At 42.1% G+C, this 16,562-nt stretch carries 13 protein-coding genes; 9 read left to right on the top strand and 4 right to left on the bottom strand.

Features of this window, described 5'->3' with window-relative positions; translation table 11 throughout:
* Positions 1 to 204: 204 nt before the first annotated feature.
* Both COV43_01420 and COV43_01415 read right to left on the bottom strand, forming a co-directional pair.
* Positions 205 to 1,134 carry a hypothetical protein gene (locus tag COV43_01420; protein ID PIR26516.1) on the bottom strand — a complete coding sequence of 310 codons (930 nt, stop codon included), beginning with the start codon at positions 1,132 to 1,134 and terminating at the stop codon, positions 205 to 207.
* An 83-nt stretch (positions 1,135 to 1,217) separates the two neighbouring features.
* Positions 1,218 to 1,556, bottom strand: a complete 339-nt coding sequence (locus COV43_01415; GenBank protein ID PIR26515.1) for a hypothetical protein — start codon at positions 1,554 to 1,556, stop codon at positions 1,218 to 1,220.
* Between the two features lie 261 nt (positions 1,557 to 1,817).
* Here COV43_01415 and COV43_01410 point away from each other — a divergent pair, with 261 nt between their 5' ends.
* From COV43_01410 to efp, 5 genes are all read left to right on the top strand, one after another.
* Positions 1,818 to 2,267: a phosphatidylglycerophosphatase A gene (locus COV43_01410; protein ID PIR26514.1), complete on the top strand. Its 450-nt coding sequence runs from the start codon at positions 1,818 to 1,820 to the stop codon at positions 2,265 to 2,267.
* 15 nt (positions 2,268 to 2,282) lie between these two features.
* Positions 2,283 to 3,497, top strand: a complete 1,215-nt coding sequence (locus COV43_01405) for a competence/damage-inducible protein A (protein PIR26513.1) — start codon at positions 2,283 to 2,285, stop codon at positions 3,495 to 3,497.
* A gap of 125 nt (positions 3,498 to 3,622) precedes the next feature.
* Positions 3,623 to 4,732, top strand: coding sequence for a recombinase RecA (gene recA, locus COV43_01400; protein ID PIR26512.1), 1,110 nt, complete (start codon positions 3,623 to 3,625; stop codon positions 4,730 to 4,732).
* 135 nt (positions 4,733 to 4,867) lie between these two features.
* Positions 4,868 to 7,588 carry an alanine--tRNA ligase gene (locus tag COV43_01395; GenBank protein PIR26511.1) on the top strand — a complete coding sequence of 907 codons (2,721 nt, stop codon included), beginning with the start codon at positions 4,868 to 4,870 and terminating at the stop codon, positions 7,586 to 7,588.
* Between the two features lie 69 nt (positions 7,589 to 7,657).
* Positions 7,658 to 8,224 (top strand): elongation factor P, encoded by a 567-nt coding sequence (efp, locus tag COV43_01390; protein PIR26510.1) that lies wholly within the window; start codon positions 7,658 to 7,660, stop codon positions 8,222 to 8,224.
* Between the two features lie 177 nt (positions 8,225 to 8,401).
* On the opposite strand, the gene COV43_01385 is transcribed toward efp, so the two are convergent.
* Together COV43_01385 and COV43_01380 are read right to left on the bottom strand one after the other, a co-directional pair.
* Positions 8,402 to 9,205, bottom strand: coding sequence for a hypothetical protein (locus COV43_01385; protein PIR26509.1), 804 nt, complete (start codon positions 9,203 to 9,205; stop codon positions 8,402 to 8,404).
* 11 nt (positions 9,206 to 9,216) lie between these two features.
* The gene (locus COV43_01380; GenBank protein PIR26508.1) at positions 9,217 to 9,975 is read right to left on the bottom strand and encodes a hypothetical protein; all 759 of its coding nucleotides are present in this window, start codon (positions 9,973 to 9,975) and stop codon (positions 9,217 to 9,219) included.
* A 167-nt stretch (positions 9,976 to 10,142) separates the two neighbouring features.
* Here COV43_01380 and COV43_01375 point away from each other — a divergent pair, with 167 nt between their 5' ends.
* The 4 genes from COV43_01375 to COV43_01360 all read left to right on the top strand — a co-directional run bounded on the left by COV43_01375 (position 10,143) and on the right by COV43_01360 (position 16,418).
* Positions 10,143 to 10,460, top strand: coding sequence for a hypothetical protein (locus tag COV43_01375; protein PIR26507.1), 318 nt, complete (start codon positions 10,143 to 10,145; stop codon positions 10,458 to 10,460).
* A gap of 15 nt (positions 10,461 to 10,475) precedes the next feature.
* Positions 10,476 to 11,969, top strand: coding sequence for a peptidase (locus COV43_01370; GenBank protein ID PIR26506.1), 1,494 nt, complete (start codon positions 10,476 to 10,478; stop codon positions 11,967 to 11,969).
* A gap of 125 nt (positions 11,970 to 12,094) precedes the next feature.
* Entirely contained in the window at positions 12,095 to 13,204 is a 1,110-nt protein-coding gene (locus COV43_01365) for a carbamoyl phosphate synthase small subunit (GenBank protein PIR26505.1), read from the top strand.
* A 7-nt stretch (positions 13,205 to 13,211) separates the two neighbouring features.
* Positions 13,212 to 16,418 carry a carbamoyl phosphate synthase large subunit gene (locus tag COV43_01360; GenBank protein ID PIR26504.1) on the top strand — a complete coding sequence of 1,069 codons (3,207 nt, stop codon included), beginning with the start codon at positions 13,212 to 13,214 and terminating at the stop codon, positions 16,416 to 16,418.
* Positions 16,419 to 16,562: the final 144 nt, after the last annotated feature.

The following is a 16,562-nucleotide window of genomic DNA, read 5'->3' as shown; positions in this document are numbered from 1 at the left end:
CATGCGTAAGATGATTGTGTGTTTAAATGCCATGTTAAAAAATAACATCGCATTTTATCCGCTTTCTGCTTGACCTTTAAGACGATAGATCCCCTGTCCGCCGGCAGGCAGGCCTGGTCAAGCCAGAGGATGACAAAATATAAAATTACCAGAGGAGATCACCACAGTCACTTCGTTCCTTCGTAATGACAGAAATGGACTGATCTAAAAAAACTCCCGCAATACTTTTTCCACTTTTGTCTTCTGATCCGCATTTGGTGCGTGTTTCAGGGCGAGTTCAAAATGTTTTTTGCTTTTTTCTTTTTCATTCAGGTGAAAATACGTGAGGCCGAAAGCTACGTGTAAATCAAACTGCTTCTCTGTCTTTGGCGAAATGCCTTCAAGCACGCCAAGAGTTCCGCGATAGCCCTTGGTGTTGTAATGTGCTTTTGCATACGTGAGAGCCAAACCATCCGGCATGATGTTTTTCTTTTGCAACGGCGATAAAATAATAATGATGCTGCGGTTAAACTGAAGGTCGCGTTTTTGGCTGCGGTGAAAAAGTTCGGCAAGTTTTATTTCAGCTTCCAGCAGATAAAGATCTTCGCTTCCTTTGAAGTATTCTCTTCCCTCTAAAATATGCTCTTTTGCGCTCATAAAATCTGCTTTGAGGTAATCAAGTAAAGCCAAGTCTTGGTACGCAAGTGCTGAAGCTTTTGGAGAAAGTTTTAGCACTTGTTTTAAGTGATTATTTGCCTTCTGCATTTCTGCTTCGAGTGAATAACGATTAAGCATTTCATTTGCTTCCAAAAGCTGCATCTGCGCAAACACAGGTGCCAAGCTCATATAATAGCTGCGAAGGGTGTAGAAATGTGCCAATGCCAAATGAGCCTGCACTTTTTTTGACTGAGCTGCATTTGTTTTTAGCTTTACTTCATTTTCTGAATGAAAAAGTGCTGAAAGTGTTTTGACATGAGTCTCACGCGATGCATCGTCTGAAATTTCCTTCAAAAAGGGAATCAATTCAGAGTGAAGAGCAACACCAATATTTGTATATCCTTGAAAGGTGATAACATCATCGATGTTCTTTTCAGCAGCATGAAGTGGAAAGGCACAAGTAAGCGTGAGAAGAAGAAAGAGAAAAATTTTTTTCATAAAAGCTCCGTTTTTATTTTTACGCGATCATGACAAACAAAAACCATTGTCCCATCGAACTATTGTTCCATTGCACGATCTTGTCACTTCCACTGCCTTGCCACCAATTCTCGTGTTCGTGCATGTTTGCGGGCAGGGTCGCAGGCAAAGACTTTTTTGCATTCATATGGTTTTACAGCGTGAATAGCACACAAGCCTTTCACAAAAAAAATGCAGTTACGTTTTCCTGGTTTGCTTTTGGGTGAAAGAGCTATGGCTTTATTTTCCAGCACATGCTTTTGGCAGTAAGTTTCTACAAAGTCTTCTTCGCTCATTTCAAGGTATGCCGCTGCCGGAGCAATTTCGTCTGGCAAAAACCAGCCGGCTTCTCGCGTGCAGCATTCTTTGCACAACTCGCATGAACATTCTTTTATCTTTGGCATGCCGCTTTTTGAACAGCTTCGGCAAAAAAGATCAAGGTGAAATTTTTTGACAGCATTCAGTCTTAAGAGTAATGCTCACATTCATTTTGATTCACAAGTGTTGTCACGAGGAGCCTAGCGACGTGGCCTGCCGGCAGTGGCAAGGTGATCTCATTTGGCAATTCTGTTTTTGTCAATTGTAGAGACGCATTGCAATGCGTCTGTACGAATACTTCATTCGCAATGACAATGAGTTGACAACATAAAATTACAGGAGAAGAAATGCTTCAATTTTTCAAACTTTTTGCTACTGGTTTTGGAGTAGGTTTTCTTCCTAAAGCTCCGGGAACTTTTGGAACGCTGCTCGCAATCCCTTGCTATATCTTGCTTTCCGCTTTGCCTGTTCCTCAATATCTCACGTTTCTCATTGGCTTTATCTTTTTTTCCATTTGGGTGTCAGGGAACGCCATCAAAATTTTCGATAAAAAAGATCCTTCCGAAGTCGTGATAGACGAAGTGGTGGGATACTTTGTGACCATGAGCTTTGTGCCGTTTTCATGGATGGCGGTTGCGTTGGGTTTTGTTTTCTTTCGTTTGTTTGACATTGTAAAAGTGTGGCCCGCAAATTGGGTGGACAGGCGCGTTGGCGGTGGTATTGGCATTGTGATGGATGATGTGGTGGCCGCTATTTATGCCAACTTGCTTTTGCGCATCGTGATTTATTTTCTCTAAAGCTGTGGAGTGTTCATGAAAATTGCTCTTCTTACCACTGGCGACGAAATTCTTCAGGGTATCATCACCGATACCAACAGTGCCTGGCTCAGTCAGCGCTGCTACGACCTAGGCCACGAAGTAGTGTGGCACGCAAGTGTTGGTGATGACGAGGCCGCCATGATGCAAGCCTTGCGTATGGCAAGTTCACTCGCAGAAGTGCTGATTGTCACCGGCGGACTTGGGCCAACGCAAGATGACATCACCTTAGAAGTTGCTGCTAAAACCTTTTCCAAGCCGCTTTCACTTTCTGACGAACTGTTGAAAGAAATCGAAGCCTTCTTCCACAAACGAGGAAGGGTGATGGCGAGCTCCAACAAAAAGCAAGCTTACCTTCCCGAAGGTGCAAAGCCTTTGCACAATGAACTTGGCACTGCGCCTGGAGTGCATATTCAAGCAGATGGAGTGCATGTGTTTTTGCTGTCTGGCGTTCCTGCTGAAATGAAGCAAATGTTTGATGACTCTGTTGCAAAGTGGCTTGAAGAGAAAGCTAGCGCTAAGCCTTCTGATAAAACGCTACGCTGTTATGGAATTGGCGAGTCAGACCTTCAAGAAAAGCTTGAAGGTTTGAACTTACACGATTGTAGGTTGAGTTTTCGTGTGAAATTTCCAGAAATCTTGCTGAAAGTCGTAAGTTTTTCTGGAAACGCTGAAGCAGTGGATAAAGTTTCGGCCGAAATCACAAAACGGCTTGGCGCTTTTGTTTACGGCAAAGGCGAAGAAGATTTGGTGCAGCTTGTAGCAAAACAATTAACCCAGCAGAAAAAAACGCTGGCCTTGGCTGAGTCGTGCACGGGTGGTTATCTCTCTCATTTGCTCACCAATATTCCTGGAGCGTCGGCTTATCTCAATCGCACACTCGTTGTCTATGCAAACCAAGCGAAGCATGATGAGTTGGGCATTTCGGAAAAACTCTTGAAGGAAAAGGGTGCAGTTTCAAAAGAAGTGGCACTTGAAATGGCAAATGCTTTACGCAAAAAATCACATGCCGATTACGCGCTAAGCCTTACTGGTATTGCAGGTCCCGCTGGTGGAGCAAACGAAAAACCTCTTGGTACTGTCTATGTTGCGCTTTCATCTGTGAGCGAAACTCTCTGCGAACATTTTGTCTTTCACACCACCCGAACTTCATTCAAAGAACGTGCTGCTTGGGCTGCCTTAAATATTTTAAAAAATAGTCTTGATAAGTGAACGCTCGTTATGATTATGCTTTCATATTGATGGGGCCGAAGCACAAAAACACTTTAACTTTATACTTTTAGCCGTTCTCTCTCTGGCCATAGTGGCAAGTGGGGGAGCAACAAAGGAGAACGCACATGAGTACAGTACAAAACAACAATGTTGATCGCGAAAAGGCACTTGCACTTGCAGTTGCCTCCATTGAAAAGCAATTTGGAAAAGGTTCTATCATGCGGCTTGGCAAAGACGAGCCTTTGTTTCAGGGGCTTGATGTTATTTCCACTGGTTCCTTGTCTTTAGATGTTGCACTTGGTGTTGGTGGTTTGCCTCGTGGCAGAGTCATCGAAGTCTATGGTCCAGAATCTTCTGGTAAAACCACGTTGGCGCTGCAAGCCGTTGCCAATGCACAAAAGAAAGGCTTAGTTTGCGCCTTTGTAGATGCCGAGCACGCCTTAGACGTAGACTACGCACGAAAACTTGGTGTGAATACTGAAGACTTGCTTATTTCTCAGCCAGACAGCGGAGAGCAAGCGCTTGAAATTGCCGATACGCTTGTGCGTTCTGGCGCAGTAGGTCTGCTAGTGGTGGATTCGGTTGCAGCACTTACACCACGTGCCGAACTTGAAGGCGAAATGGGCGATGCGCAAATGGGCGCTCAAGCTAGGTTGATGAGTCAGGCGCTTCGTAAGCTCACGGCCACTATTTCAAAATCGGGCACTATGCTTATTTTCATCAACCAAATTCGTATGAAAATTGGGGTGATGTTTGGAAATCCTGAAACGACAACGGGCGGAAACGCGCTTAAGTTTTATGCATCGGTTCGTTTAGATATCAGACGCACTGGCGCTATCAAAAATGGTGAAGAGATTATTGGGAACAGAACGCGAGTAAAAGTAGTAAAAAATAAAGTGGCTCCACCATTTAGACAAGCTGAGTTTGATATTGTGTATGGCGAAGGTGTTTCTCGCACGGGCGATGTGCTTGATCTTGCAGCTGATGCGGGCTTCGTAGAAAAAAGTGGAGCTTGGTATACTTGCGGTGAAGAGAAGCTTGGCCAAGGTAGAGAAAATGCAAAAATATACCTCAAAGAAAATCCAAAAGTCTTAGAGCGTTTGGAAAAAGCCGTTCTTGCAAAGCATGGTATTGGCCTTCGCGTGCAAAATGGTGGTGCAGCAGCCGTTGCTAACCCCGAAGAGGCAAAAGCAGATGCAGATAAAGCCCCAATAAAAATGAAAAAAAGTTCTTAACCTCCTCCTGATGTTTAGGGTTGCTTTTGAAAAGCCGGGACGCTAGCTTGCGCCCCGGCTTTTTGTTTGTGCATGGTTTATGGCAATAGAACGACGAAACAGGATTTTTATTCTCCCAAAAATATTGGAGTGAACATGACAGCAGCAGAGATTCGTGAGCGGTTTTTGAACTTTTTTGAGCAGAAAGGACATATGCGTGTCAAAAGTTCCAGTCTTGTTCCTCAAAATGATCCCACGCTTTTTTTCACTAATGCTGGCATGGTTCAGTTTAAAGAATATTTTTTAGGAGAATTAAAATCGCCATCTCCTCGCGCGTGTTCTTCGCAAAAATGTATGCGTGTTTCTGGAAAGCACAATGACCTCGAAAATGTGGGCAAAACTCCAAGGCATCACACTTTTTTTGAAATGCTGGGCAACTTTAGCTTTGGTGATTACTTCAAAAAAGAAGCCATTGCTTACGCGTGGGAGTTTCTCACCAAAGACTTAGGCCTCAATCCAAAACAAATGTACGTTACCGTTTTTCGCGAAGACGATGAAGCAGAAGAGCTGTGGAAACAACATGTTACGGCTGATCACATTTTTCGCCTCGATGAAAAAGATAACTTTTGGTCCATGGGTGACACTGGGCCTTGTGGTCCTTGCTCGGAAATCATGTGGGATTTTGAACCTGGTAGCGGTGAAGTAACAAAAGAAACATTGGAAACCACTCGCTTTATGGAAATTTGGAATCTGGTATTCATGCAGTTTGATCAACGTGCCGATGGAACACGCCATCAACTCGCGGCGCCATCAATAGATACCGGCATGGGGCTAGAGCGCCTCGCTTGTGTGCTTCAAGGCAAACGCAGCAATTGGGAAACTGATGTTTTTCTGCCGTTGATTACTGAAATTGAAAAAATTACAAAACACAAAGAAGCTGAAAGGAGTGAAGTGCATGTTGCGCTGCGTGTAATCGCAGATCATTTACGCGCAAGTTGCTTTCTCATTTCTGATGGTGTGACGCCTTCCAACGAAGGCCGCGGATATGTGCTTCGCCGAATTATGAGAAGGGCAATTCGCTTTGGTAAATCATTGGATCAGCATGAACCCTTTCTTGTTCACTTGGTTCCAAAACTGGTTTCTGAAATGTCGCCAGCTTATCCTGAATTAAAAAACAATGAAGCGTTCATCGAAAAAGTGATTCGTGCAGAAGAAGAACGCTTTTTTGAAACTCTAGAACGAGGCTTAGCTCTTTTAGAAGAAGCCTTTGCTCAATTGAAAGCTGCCCACAAAACGGAACTGGCCGGCGAAACTATTTTCAAGCTTTACGATACCTTTGGTTTTCCCAAAGACCTCACCGAACTCATCGCCGCGGAAAAAGGCTTTACGCTTGATGATGCGGGTTTTGATGTTTGTATGGAAGAGCAGAAAAAAATGGCCAGGGCAAGTTGGAAGGGTTCGGGCGAAGAAAAAGTTGGACACGTTTGGCAGCAAGTATTTTCAGAAGGTCTCAATTCCACTTTTGTTGGCTACAAAGAAACAAAATGTGTGGGCCGTATAAATGCGATTGTTATGGATGGTGAAAAAAGAGAAAAAGCGCAAAAAGGTGACATTGTTTTTTTCACCACGGATAAAACTCCGTTCTATGCTGAGAGTGGTGGCCAGGTTGGTGATACTGGTACCGCTTCATCAGCAAAAGTGAAGTTGACCATTTTGGATACCCAAAAGCCTGTTCCCGGTTTGCATGTGCACAAAGCAAAAGTGCTTGAGGGCGAATTATTTTTTGGTGATGAACTTCAGCTTCAGGTTGATGAAGTTCGCCGGAAAAAAATTGCAGCCAACCACACAGCAACACACTTGTTACACAAGGCGCTCCGTGAAACCTTGGGTGAGCATGTGAAGCAAGCAGGTTCACATGTAAACGAAGACAGGCTTCGTTTCGACTTCTCACATTTTCAAGCGCTCAGCAAAGATGATTGGAAAAAAATTCAAGAGCTTGCCAACAATGCTATCAAAAATAATATCAAGGTTGAAACGAACGAACTTCCTTACGATGAAGCTATTGCAAAAGGTGCGCTTGCTTTTTTTGGTGAAAAATATGGCGACATTGTTCGTCTGGTTGAAGTGGGAGATTTTTCAAAAGAGCTTTGCGGTGGAACACATACTTCTTCTACCGGAGAAATTAAACTTGTGAGCATCGAGTCTGAATCAAGTGTGGCAGCTGGTGTGCGCAGGATAGAAGCTGCTACCGCCGATCTTGCTTATCAGCATAAAGAAAAAGAAGAACGCACTTTGTTAGAAGAAATAGCAAAAAAAATGGAAGCACTGTTATCTTCTGGAGGAAAACCTTCTTCTCCCAAGCCTCATTTAGAAGCTCTTGTTTCAACTCTCACTTTTTCAGATCCCGCGCTTTTTTTGGTGGAATATTCAAAGCGTAAAAATGAATTGCTCGATTTTTCATTTTCTCTTGATGCTCAGCTCAAACAATTGGACAAGCAACAGTCTCACAAAAAACTAGAACAACTCAAAACTGAGCTTGAAGCAAAAGCGCTGAAAGATTTTGGAGATGTGCAATTACTTTCATGTTCACTTGGAGAACTTGGCTCAAAAGAATTGCGAGAACTTGCATCCATGAGCTTAAACATTCCCGAAAACACCGTGCTTGTACTTGGATCGTATGATGAAGGGAAAGTTTCGTTAGTGGCAAAGGTTCCGCAAAGCCTTCAAAACAGGATCAAAGCGGGCGATATCATCAAGCACATTACTCCCATTGTAGATGGAAAAGGTGGCGGAAAAGCCGATTTTGCGCAAGGTGGGGGCACAAATGTTTCTGCTTTGCAGCAGGCGCTGGAAAAAGTTGAGGAACTTTTAAAATAAGGCCTTGCAGTTTTTTTTCCGGCTCTATAGAAGCCACAGCTTGAAAGACGAACTTATAAAGGAAGGTTAGTGATGATTGCAGCAACGAAAGTAAGAGAAGGAATGGTGCTTTTAATTGATGGCGAACTTTGCCGTGTGCTCAAAAAAGATCACGTTACTCCAGGTAAAGGTCACGCTCACGTTCAAGCTACGCTTCGCAATTTGAAAACGGGCAACTCTTTCCCTACGCGTTGGAACTCTGATGATAAATTAGAGCCAGCAAGACTTGATGCGGTGGAGATGGAATACCTTTACGATGATGGTGAAGAATATCACTTGATGAACACTGAAAACTACGAACAAATTGCAGTCGGCCACGATCTTTTTGGCGATGCGATTCACTATATTCTTCCCAACAATAGAGTTACCGTTACTTTCTTCGAGGAAAAGCCCGTTGGTATTGATCTTCCGCTGAACGTTGATTTGAAAATTGTAGAAGCTGATGCGGCTATCAAAAATCAAACGGCAACCACTTCATACAAAAAAGCTGTTTTGGAAACAGGCTTAGTTGTAATGGTGCCACCATTTGTAAACGCTGGCGAAACCATTCGCGTGAATACAGAGACCAATGAATACGTAGAACGCGTTTCCAAGTAGTATTGGCAGTGTCGGCAAACAAAAATTGCTTGATACTGCGTTAGTTTTCCTCAGCTTTCCTCGACGTACAACACAGTACGCCTCCGGAAGCTTCGTCAAACTGCCTTGTCTCAAACAATTTTTGTTTGCCTCATTGAATTGGTGGAGAGGAAATAAAAACCTGGATTTAGAAATATATCACTTCTTCTTCACAGATTTTTTCTTCGCCACTTTTTTTGCGCTGCTTTTCTTTTTGGCTTTTGTTGATGTGCTTGCAGATTTTTTTTCTGAAGAAGATGGTTTTTGAGATTGGAACTCAGAAAGCTTTAAGTACATCTTTGCAAATTCATTTTCTGGATTTTTATCGATAACTTGTTTCCACAATTTTCTTGCTTCCCCCACTTTATCCACGCAATACAAAGTTACTCCAAGCTGAACTTTTCCAGGGCCAAAGTGAGTGTTGGCTTTTACCACTTGCTCAAGTTCATTTTTTGAACGTGTAAGATCTCCATTTTCGCGGAGGGCCTGCCCCAATTTGGTGCGAATGTCTAAATAAGCAGGGTTCAGTTCGAGTGCCTTTTCATATTCGCAAATGGCGAAGGGGTAAAGAGAGATAGATCTGTAAATATCGCCAATTTCAGCATGAAGGTTTGAAAGTTTTCCTTTTAGCACCGGTTCGATATCGTGTTGTTTTCCAGATTTCTTTTTTAAGTGAGAGTACAATTTTTTTGCTTCTTCATATTTTCCAAGATCATTATACAAAACCGTGAGGTTCAGCAGAGCTTCGGTATAATTGGGGTTGATTTTGAGAGCTTTTTGAAAATAAGAAGTGGCGGCGGTAAACCTTCCACTCATGTGGCAAATGACACCCAAAATATTCATCACGTCTGCATAATGAGGCCGTTCGTTAGCAACTTTTCTTAGGTGTCTTTCTGCATCGTCATAATCACGCTTTTCAAAGGCTTCTTTTCCAAGATCGATAAGTTTTCGAAATGAATCCATATTGTGCTCCTTTATTTCATTTTTTTGCTAGCACGAATGAGAATTGATTCGGCCTTTTTGGTCCACTTGCTTTTTTCATGTTCAAGAGCAAGTTTTCCGTAAGCATTTTTTGCTGCTTCAAGGTTTTTTAATTTGAGGTTCGCTTTTACGATGTGGAACAAAGATTCGGGAACGTGTGGGGTTTCAGAAAATTTTTCTACAATTTCTTCGAAGCGAGGAATTGAAGCAACATACTCTTTAGTTTTAAAATAAAATTTGGCGACATAAAAATGTCTTTCCGCAATTTTCACTCTACTATCAAAGCGAAGCTTCTGCGCTATGTTTAAATAGGGGCTTTGCGGGTAGTGTGTTATAAGAGTTTCAAAATAGCCAACGGCATCAGCCAAGTATTCTTGATCGCGGTCTATTGCCTTTGGACTGGAGTGATAGTACGAGAGGCCGGCGCGGTAATAGGCGTAGTCGACATTTTTATTTCGCGGATAAAGCTTGATGTAGCCTATGTAGGACTCGGCTGCCAACAAGTAGTCTTCTTGTTGAAAATAAGAATCTGCAATTTTGAGTTCAGCATCTTGGGCAGCTCGTGAACTTGGATATCGAGCCTTCACATTTTCGAGACAAAGAAGGCCATCTTCGTAAGATTTTTTCTTAATCATGCCTAGACAGTTGGCCAGTTCTTGATCTGCCGACGATGATCGATGTTTGTTTTCTTTCGCGCACGAAACGGCAAAAAGAAAAGTAAAACTAAAGAGAAGAGAGAGAGTTTTTTTCACAGTGAGTGATGCATAAAAGAGCTCGTTTAAAAGTGCAAGCTATTCCAGACAAGTTTCTTAAAACGAGGATTCATACAGAGAGGAGGGGCGAAGGCCCATTTCTTGACAATCTAGCCTGCGAGCAGTAAATTCCAAAAAATTTTATTTTACATCAAGTGAGGAAAATTATGACCAACGACAAGGAAAAAGAGCAGGTAGAAGAAGCTTACCAAGGTGCATCCAAAGATGCATTGAGATCTATAGATTTTCCAACTTTTATTCTTTCCCTAGCTTCTTCCGCACAGATTCACTTAGGGATTGTTCCAAATCCATCAACGGGAAAGAAAGAAAAAAATAATGATTTGGCGCGGCAGACTATTGATGTCATAAGTCTTCTAGAAGAAAAAACAAAAGGGAATTTAAACAAGGATGAGGAAAAATTCCTTTCAGAAATTTTGTATAATCTTAGAATGATTTTTGTCGAAGCAACAAAGTCTTCATCTTGAACAAAGGAGTAAACCGTGAAGAAAAAAAGATTTTCATTTCTGACATTGTTGGGAATTGCTTGTTTGGTGAGCGCAGGCACTATTTTTGCGCTAGCTCATTTTGGCGGTATCAAACCCGCTATAACTGATGATGTGGTGAAAAGTGAAACTGTTCCTGCTCCGCAAATAAAGCCTGCATCATGGTTTGATAACCGGCCAGCATCTTTTGCAGATTTGGCAGAGCGAGTAAGCCCAGCGGTTGTCAATATTTCAACGCAAACCACCGTAAAGAACAATCGTCAAATGCCGTTTAGACAATTTGGACCAAACGATCCCTTCAATGATTTCTTCAATAGATTTTTTGATCAAATGCCAGAGGAAGAAAAACGCAACAGTTTGGGCTCGGGTGTTATCATCGAAGAAAATGGAACCATCTTAACCAACAATCACGTGATAAGTGGTGCAGATCAAATTGAAGTAAAATTAAAAGATGGAAGAAAATATAAAGCAATCGTGGTTGGTACAGACGAAAAAACAGATGTTGCCGTAATCAAAATTAAAGAAAAAGCAAAACTTCCCACTGCAGTCCTGGGAGATTCAGATTCCATGCGGCCTGGAGACTGGACCATGGCAATTGGAAATCCTTTTGGCTTGGAGCAAACCGTAACCGTCGGAGTTGTTTCCGCAACGGGCAGAGTGATTGGTGGCGGCCCATACGCGAAATTTATTCAGACCGATGCTTCTATTAATCCCGGAAATAGTGGCGGTCCACTCTTCAACTTGAAAGGCGAAGTGATTGGCATTAACACCATGATTTATGCAACGGGCCAAGGCATTGGCTTTGCCATCCCTATCAACTTGGCCAAACAAATTGCTCCACAACTTGAAAAAGACGGAAAGGTAACTCGTGGTTGGCTTGGAGTTTCCATCCAAGAAATTACTCCTGAGTTGGCAAAGTCGTTTGGCATCAAAGACGAAGATGGCGCTCTTATCGCCGAAGTCTTTGATGGTTCACCCGCAGCAAAGCTGGGGATTAAAAGAGGCGATGTGATCACGATGTTTGATGGTCAAAAAATAAATGATCCCTACGATCTCTCTCTAACAGTTGGAAACACTATCCCTGGCAAAGAAGTTGACGTCATCGTTTTGCGCGAAGGAAAAGAAGTCCAGCTGAAAGGAAAAATTGGAATGAACGAAGATGAAAGATTGGCAGAAGCATCACCGTCTGCATCAGGCGGAAAGGCTGATGTCTTGGGCCTTGTTACCAGGTCGCTTTCCGAAAGTGATTTTCAACGTTATGAACTTCCAAAGGGAACAAGTGGAGTAGTGATTGAGCGTGTTGAACCAGGTTCTTCAGCAGAAGCAGCTGATGTACGATCTGGCGATATTCTGTTGGAAATGAATGGAGCTAAAGTAACGAATATGAGCTCTTATAAAGACCTCATAAAAAAATTAGAAAAAGGGAAGGTGGTAAGACTGTTTCTGAAAAGAGGAATTGCGAGTATTTTCGTTGCCTTTCCGTTGAATTGATCTGGAAATATCATACATAAAGAAAGGCCATTTTTTTGAAAAAGAAAGTGGCCTTTTTCTTTTTGGAACTCTTTTGAAAAGACTTGACTCATGCAGACAGTTTGCATAGAAGGCCAGGCAATTTAATGAGTTTACTTCATCAGTCGACATCGCAGCAAACCCCCATCACACTTCTTCTTGAAGACGGTACAATATTTCCTGGTTTTTCTTTTGGTGCTCCAGCAGATTCTTTTGGCGAAATCGTCTTTAATACCGGCATGGTAGGCTATCCAGAGTCATTTACAGATCCATCTTACCGCGGTCAAATCTTGGTGCTCACCTATCCCCTTATTGGAAATTATGGAGTTCCCGACGATAGCCAAACCGCACTTCGAGAGTGGTTCGAATCTGACCGCGTTCAGATTTCTGGGCTTGTTGTTTCGGAGTATTCTGAAACCCATTATCATTGGCAGTCACATTCTGGTCTTTCGGATTGGCTTGTGCAGCAAGGAGTTCCGGGTATCTGTGGTGTGGATACACGAGCACTTACAAAGCATCTTCGAAGTAAAGGGACGATGCGTGCAAAAATAATTCAAGAAAAAAATGTTCCAGCTTTGCAGGTAAAGAACTTGGTGTTTGAGCCAAAGACATCCAGACATGTTGTTTCAGAAGTAAGTGTGAAAACGTCAATTACCTACGATGGTGGAAAAAAACGAATAGCACTTATCGACTGTGGTTGTAAAAATACCATCATTCATTCTCTTATGAAACGTGGCGCAACTGTTATTCGTGTGCCATGGAACTACGATGTCACTAGCTTAGATGTTGATGGAGTTTTATGTTCCAACGGTCCTGGCGATCCCACCGCAAATCAGGCTACAATTCGAAATCTCCAAAAAGTGCTGAAAGCCGAAATACCTCTTTTTGGAATTTGCTTAGGCAATCAACTGATGTCTCTTGCCGTTGGTGCAAAAACGTACAAACTCAAATTTGGGCATCGCTCGCAAAACCAGCCCTGTTTTGTTGTTGGGACGAAGCGATGTTACATCACATCTCAAAACCATGGCTATGCCGTTGATGAAAAAACACTTCCTTCAGATTGGGAACCTTGGTTTGAAAACGCAAATGATGGCTCAAACGAAGGGCTTCGACATAAAACAAAACCCTTCATGAGTGTACAGTTTCATCCCGAAGCCATGCCTGGCCCGGTTGATACCGCATTTTTGTTTGATGAGTTTCTTTCAATGCTTGGATAAAAAGAAGATGAAAAAGAAAATAGAAAAAGTTTTAGTACTTGGTTCTGGCGCTCTCAAAATTGGAGAGGCCGGAGAGTTTGACTATTCCGGAAGCCAAGCCATTAAAGCCTTGAAGGAAGAGGGTGTTAAAACAGTTTTGGTAAATCCCAACATTGCAACCATTCAAACTTCTGAAGGATTAGCAGACGAAGTATATTTTCTTCCTGTTACTCCTGAGTACGTAGAAAAAATTATTCAAAAAGAAAAACCCGATGGCATCTTGCTTTCATTTGGAGGGCAAACAGCGCTCAACTGCGGTGTAGAGCTTGAACGTTCGGGCATCTTAAAAAAATATGATGTGCAAGTTTTAGGAACTCCAGTTTCAACAATTATCAAGACTGAAGACAGAGAATTGTTTGCGCGTGAGCTTGAAAGTATTGATGTCTCCATTGCAAAAAGCAAAGCCACTACAAATATTGAAGAAGCAAAAAGAGCTGCGCTTGAAATTGGCTATCCCGTTATGGTGCGTATTGCGTATGCGCTTGGTGGGCTTGGGTCTGGTGTTTGTACAGATGAAAAAGCTTTGCTTGAAAAAATAACAGCAGCATTCAAGTATACTAATCAAATTTTAGTAGAAGAATCACTCAAAGGCTGGAAAGAAGTTGAATACGAAATTGTTCGCGACAAAGAAGATAACTGTATTGCTGTTTGCAATATGGAAAATTTTGATCCTTTGGGAATTCACACCGGTGAAAGTATTGTTGTGGCACCTTCGCAAACGTTAACCAATCACGAATACCATTTGCTCCGTGAAGTTTCTATTCGTACCGTAAAACATTTGGGTATTGTGGGTGAATGCAATGTTCAGTTTGCGCTAGATCCAAAATCGTCACGATATCGTGTCATCGAAGTCAATGCACGCCTGTCACGAAGTTCCGCTTTAGCTTCAAAAGCAACGGGATATCCACTTGCCTTTGTGGCTGCAAAAATTGCGCTTGGGAAATCACTTTTAGAAATTAAAAATTCAGTTACTGGTTCTACGAAAGCTTGTTTTGAACCTGCGCTTGATTACGTTGTAGTGAAAATTCCAAGATGGGATTTAAAAAAATTCCGCATGGTTTCAAAAAAACTTGGCTCTGGCATGAAGTCGGTTGGCGAAATTATGGCTATTGGCCGAAAGTTTGAGGAAGCGCTTCAAAAAGGCCTTCGTATGTTAGAGATTGGCGTTGATGGACTTGCGGCTTCAGATCAAATTCAATTTAAAAACCTCAATCAAGAAATCGCAGCGCCAACGGATGAACGGGTTTTTGCCGTTTACCAAGCACTGCTCGCAGGATCAGATATAGATCAGCTTTACAAGCTTTCTTCAATCGATCCGTGGTTTCTTTCTAAGTTAAATAACATTGCAAACATTGAAAAATCGCTACAAAAAGCGGATCTTTTTTCAGAAAAAACTGAAACTTCAAATGCACTCTTAAAAAAAGCAAAAGAGTTTGGTTTTTCAGATAAGCAAATTGCAAAGATTTGTAAAAAAGAAGAAGCAGACGTGAGAGCGCTTCGAAAAAAAATAGGACTTCTTCCTTTCATTAAACAAGTTGATACGCTTGCAGCTGAATATCCTGCTCAAACCAATTATCTCTACTCTACTTATAATGGCGCAGAATCTGATGTGAGTTTTGAAAGTGGAAAGCAGAAAAAAGTGATGGTGCTTGGTTCTGGTGCATATCGCATTGGAAGTTCTGTTGAATTTGATTGGTGTTGTGTGAGTTGTGTTCAGTCGCTTCGAAAAATGGGATATCAAACCTTGCTGGTGAATTGTAATCCCGAAACAGTTTCAACTGATTATGATGAATGTGACCGACTTTATTTTGAAGAAATCACTTTTGAAACTATTTTAGATATTTATGAGAAAGAAAAACCCTCAGGTATTATTTTGGCGATGGGTGGACAAGTGGCAAACAACCTAGCCACAAAGCTTTCCGCTGAAGGTGTTACGCTTTTAGGAACGCAGGCAAAATACATCGATAACGCAGAAAACAGACATTTGTTTTCTGGCTTGCTTGATAAACTTCATATTGTTCAACCTGCTTGGGAAGAGTTGGCTTCGTTGAATGATGCCATTAGCTTTGCCAACAAAGTTGGCTACCCTGTTTTAGTTCGCCCTTCGTATGTGCTCTCTGGTGCAGCGATGGCGGTGGCCACAACGGATGAGCAGTTGAAAGATTTTCTTGAAAAAGCAACAAACCTTTCACCTGATTATCCTGTGGTGATTAGCCAATACGTTTTAGGTGCGAAAGAAATTGAAATTGATGCCGTTGCAAAAGATGGTGAACTTAAAGCTTATGTTATTTCTGAGCATGTAGAAAATGCAGGGGTGCACTCGGGAGATGCAACTATAGTTGTGCCTCCGCAGCGCATGTATTTGGAGACGCTTCGAAAAATTAAACGTATTGCTTCTGACATTGCAAAGGCTTTATACATTCATGGACCATTCAACATTCAATTTTTAGCAAAAGATAATGGTGTAAGCGTTATTGAATGCAATTTGCGTGCTTCGCGAAGTTTTCCGTTTGTTTCAAAAGTGTGTGGCGAAAATCTTATCGATCTTGCAACGCAGGTAATTATGAATCAACCGCTTCCAGAAATTAAACTTAAACCTTTCAACCTTGATTATGTAGGAGTGAAAGCGCCACAGTTTTCGTTCACACGTTTGGAAGGTGCCGATCCAACTCTTTCGGTTGAAATGTCTTCAACTGGTGAAGTAGGTTGCATTGGTGATGACTTCGAAGATGCTTTCCTAAAGGCTTTGATGTCAGTTGGGTTTAAGTTTCCGATACATTCCGTGCTGATCTCTGCTGGACCAGATGAAAGCAAAGTTGACTTGCTGGAATCTTCTCGTATTCTCACTCAGATGGGTATCACTGTTTATGCTACTCAGGCAACTGCTGATTATTTGATGCAGCATGATGTAAAAGTGCAAACGCTTCTCTCGCTTTCGGAACAAAGTGATTCAGTGGTAGATTTTATTCGCGATGGAAAAATTGATCTTGTGATTAACATTCCAAATTCGTATCAACGCCAATCGATTACCGATGGTTATAACATTAGAAGGGCAGCTGCTGATTTTGGAGTTCCGCTCATTACCAATTTGCAACTTGCAAAACGCCTTGTAGAATCTATTCACCGAAAACCACTTGAAGCACTTTCTATCAAGCCTTGGTCTTCCTATCATTAACACTCCGGGGATTGATTTTGAATGCTTTACACTGTCATCCTCTGGCTTGACCAGGGGATCTATCGTCTTAAAGGTCAAGCAGAAAGCGGATAAAATGCGATGTTATTTTTTAACATGGCATTTAAACACACAATCATCTTACGC

The organism is Deltaproteobacteria bacterium CG11_big_fil_rev_8_21_14_0_20_42_23 (assembly GCA_002796345.1).
Taxonomy (GTDB): Bacteria; UBA10199; UBA10199; order 2-02-FULL-44-16; family 2-02-FULL-44-16; genus 1-14-0-20-42-23.
The sequence above is the reverse complement of the archived record's forward strand: the minus strand, read 5'-3'. Positions and strand labels throughout refer to the sequence as shown.

Coding starts and splice junctions, on each gene's coding strand:
- COV43_01385 (PIR26509.1), bottom strand. CDS start 9,205: ATGGATTCATTTCGAAAACTTATCGATCTTGGAAAAGAAGCCTTTGAA.
- COV43_01375 (PIR26507.1), top strand. CDS start 10,143: ATGACCAACGACAAGGAAAAAGAGCAGGTAGAAGAAGCTTACCAAGGT.
- recA (PIR26512.1), top strand. CDS start 3,623: ATGAGTACAGTACAAAACAACAATGTTGATCGCGAAAAGGCACTTGCA.
- COV43_01365 (PIR26505.1), top strand. CDS start 12,095: ATGAGTTTACTTCATCAGTCGACATCGCAGCAAACCCCCATCACACTT.
- COV43_01405 (PIR26513.1), top strand. CDS start 2,283: ATGAAAATTGCTCTTCTTACCACTGGCGACGAAATTCTTCAGGGTATC.
- COV43_01420 (PIR26516.1), bottom strand. CDS start 1,134: ATGAAAAAAATTTTTCTCTTTCTTCTTCTCACGCTTACTTGTGCCTTT.
- COV43_01415 (PIR26515.1), bottom strand. CDS start 1,556: ATGCCAAAGATAAAAGAATGTTCATGCGAGTTGTGCAAAGAATGCTGC.
- COV43_01410 (PIR26514.1), top strand. CDS start 1,818: ATGCTTCAATTTTTCAAACTTTTTGCTACTGGTTTTGGAGTAGGTTTT.
- COV43_01395 (PIR26511.1), top strand. CDS start 4,868: ATGACAGCAGCAGAGATTCGTGAGCGGTTTTTGAACTTTTTTGAGCAG.
- COV43_01360 (PIR26504.1), top strand. CDS start 13,212: ATGAAAAAGAAAATAGAAAAAGTTTTAGTACTTGGTTCTGGCGCTCTC.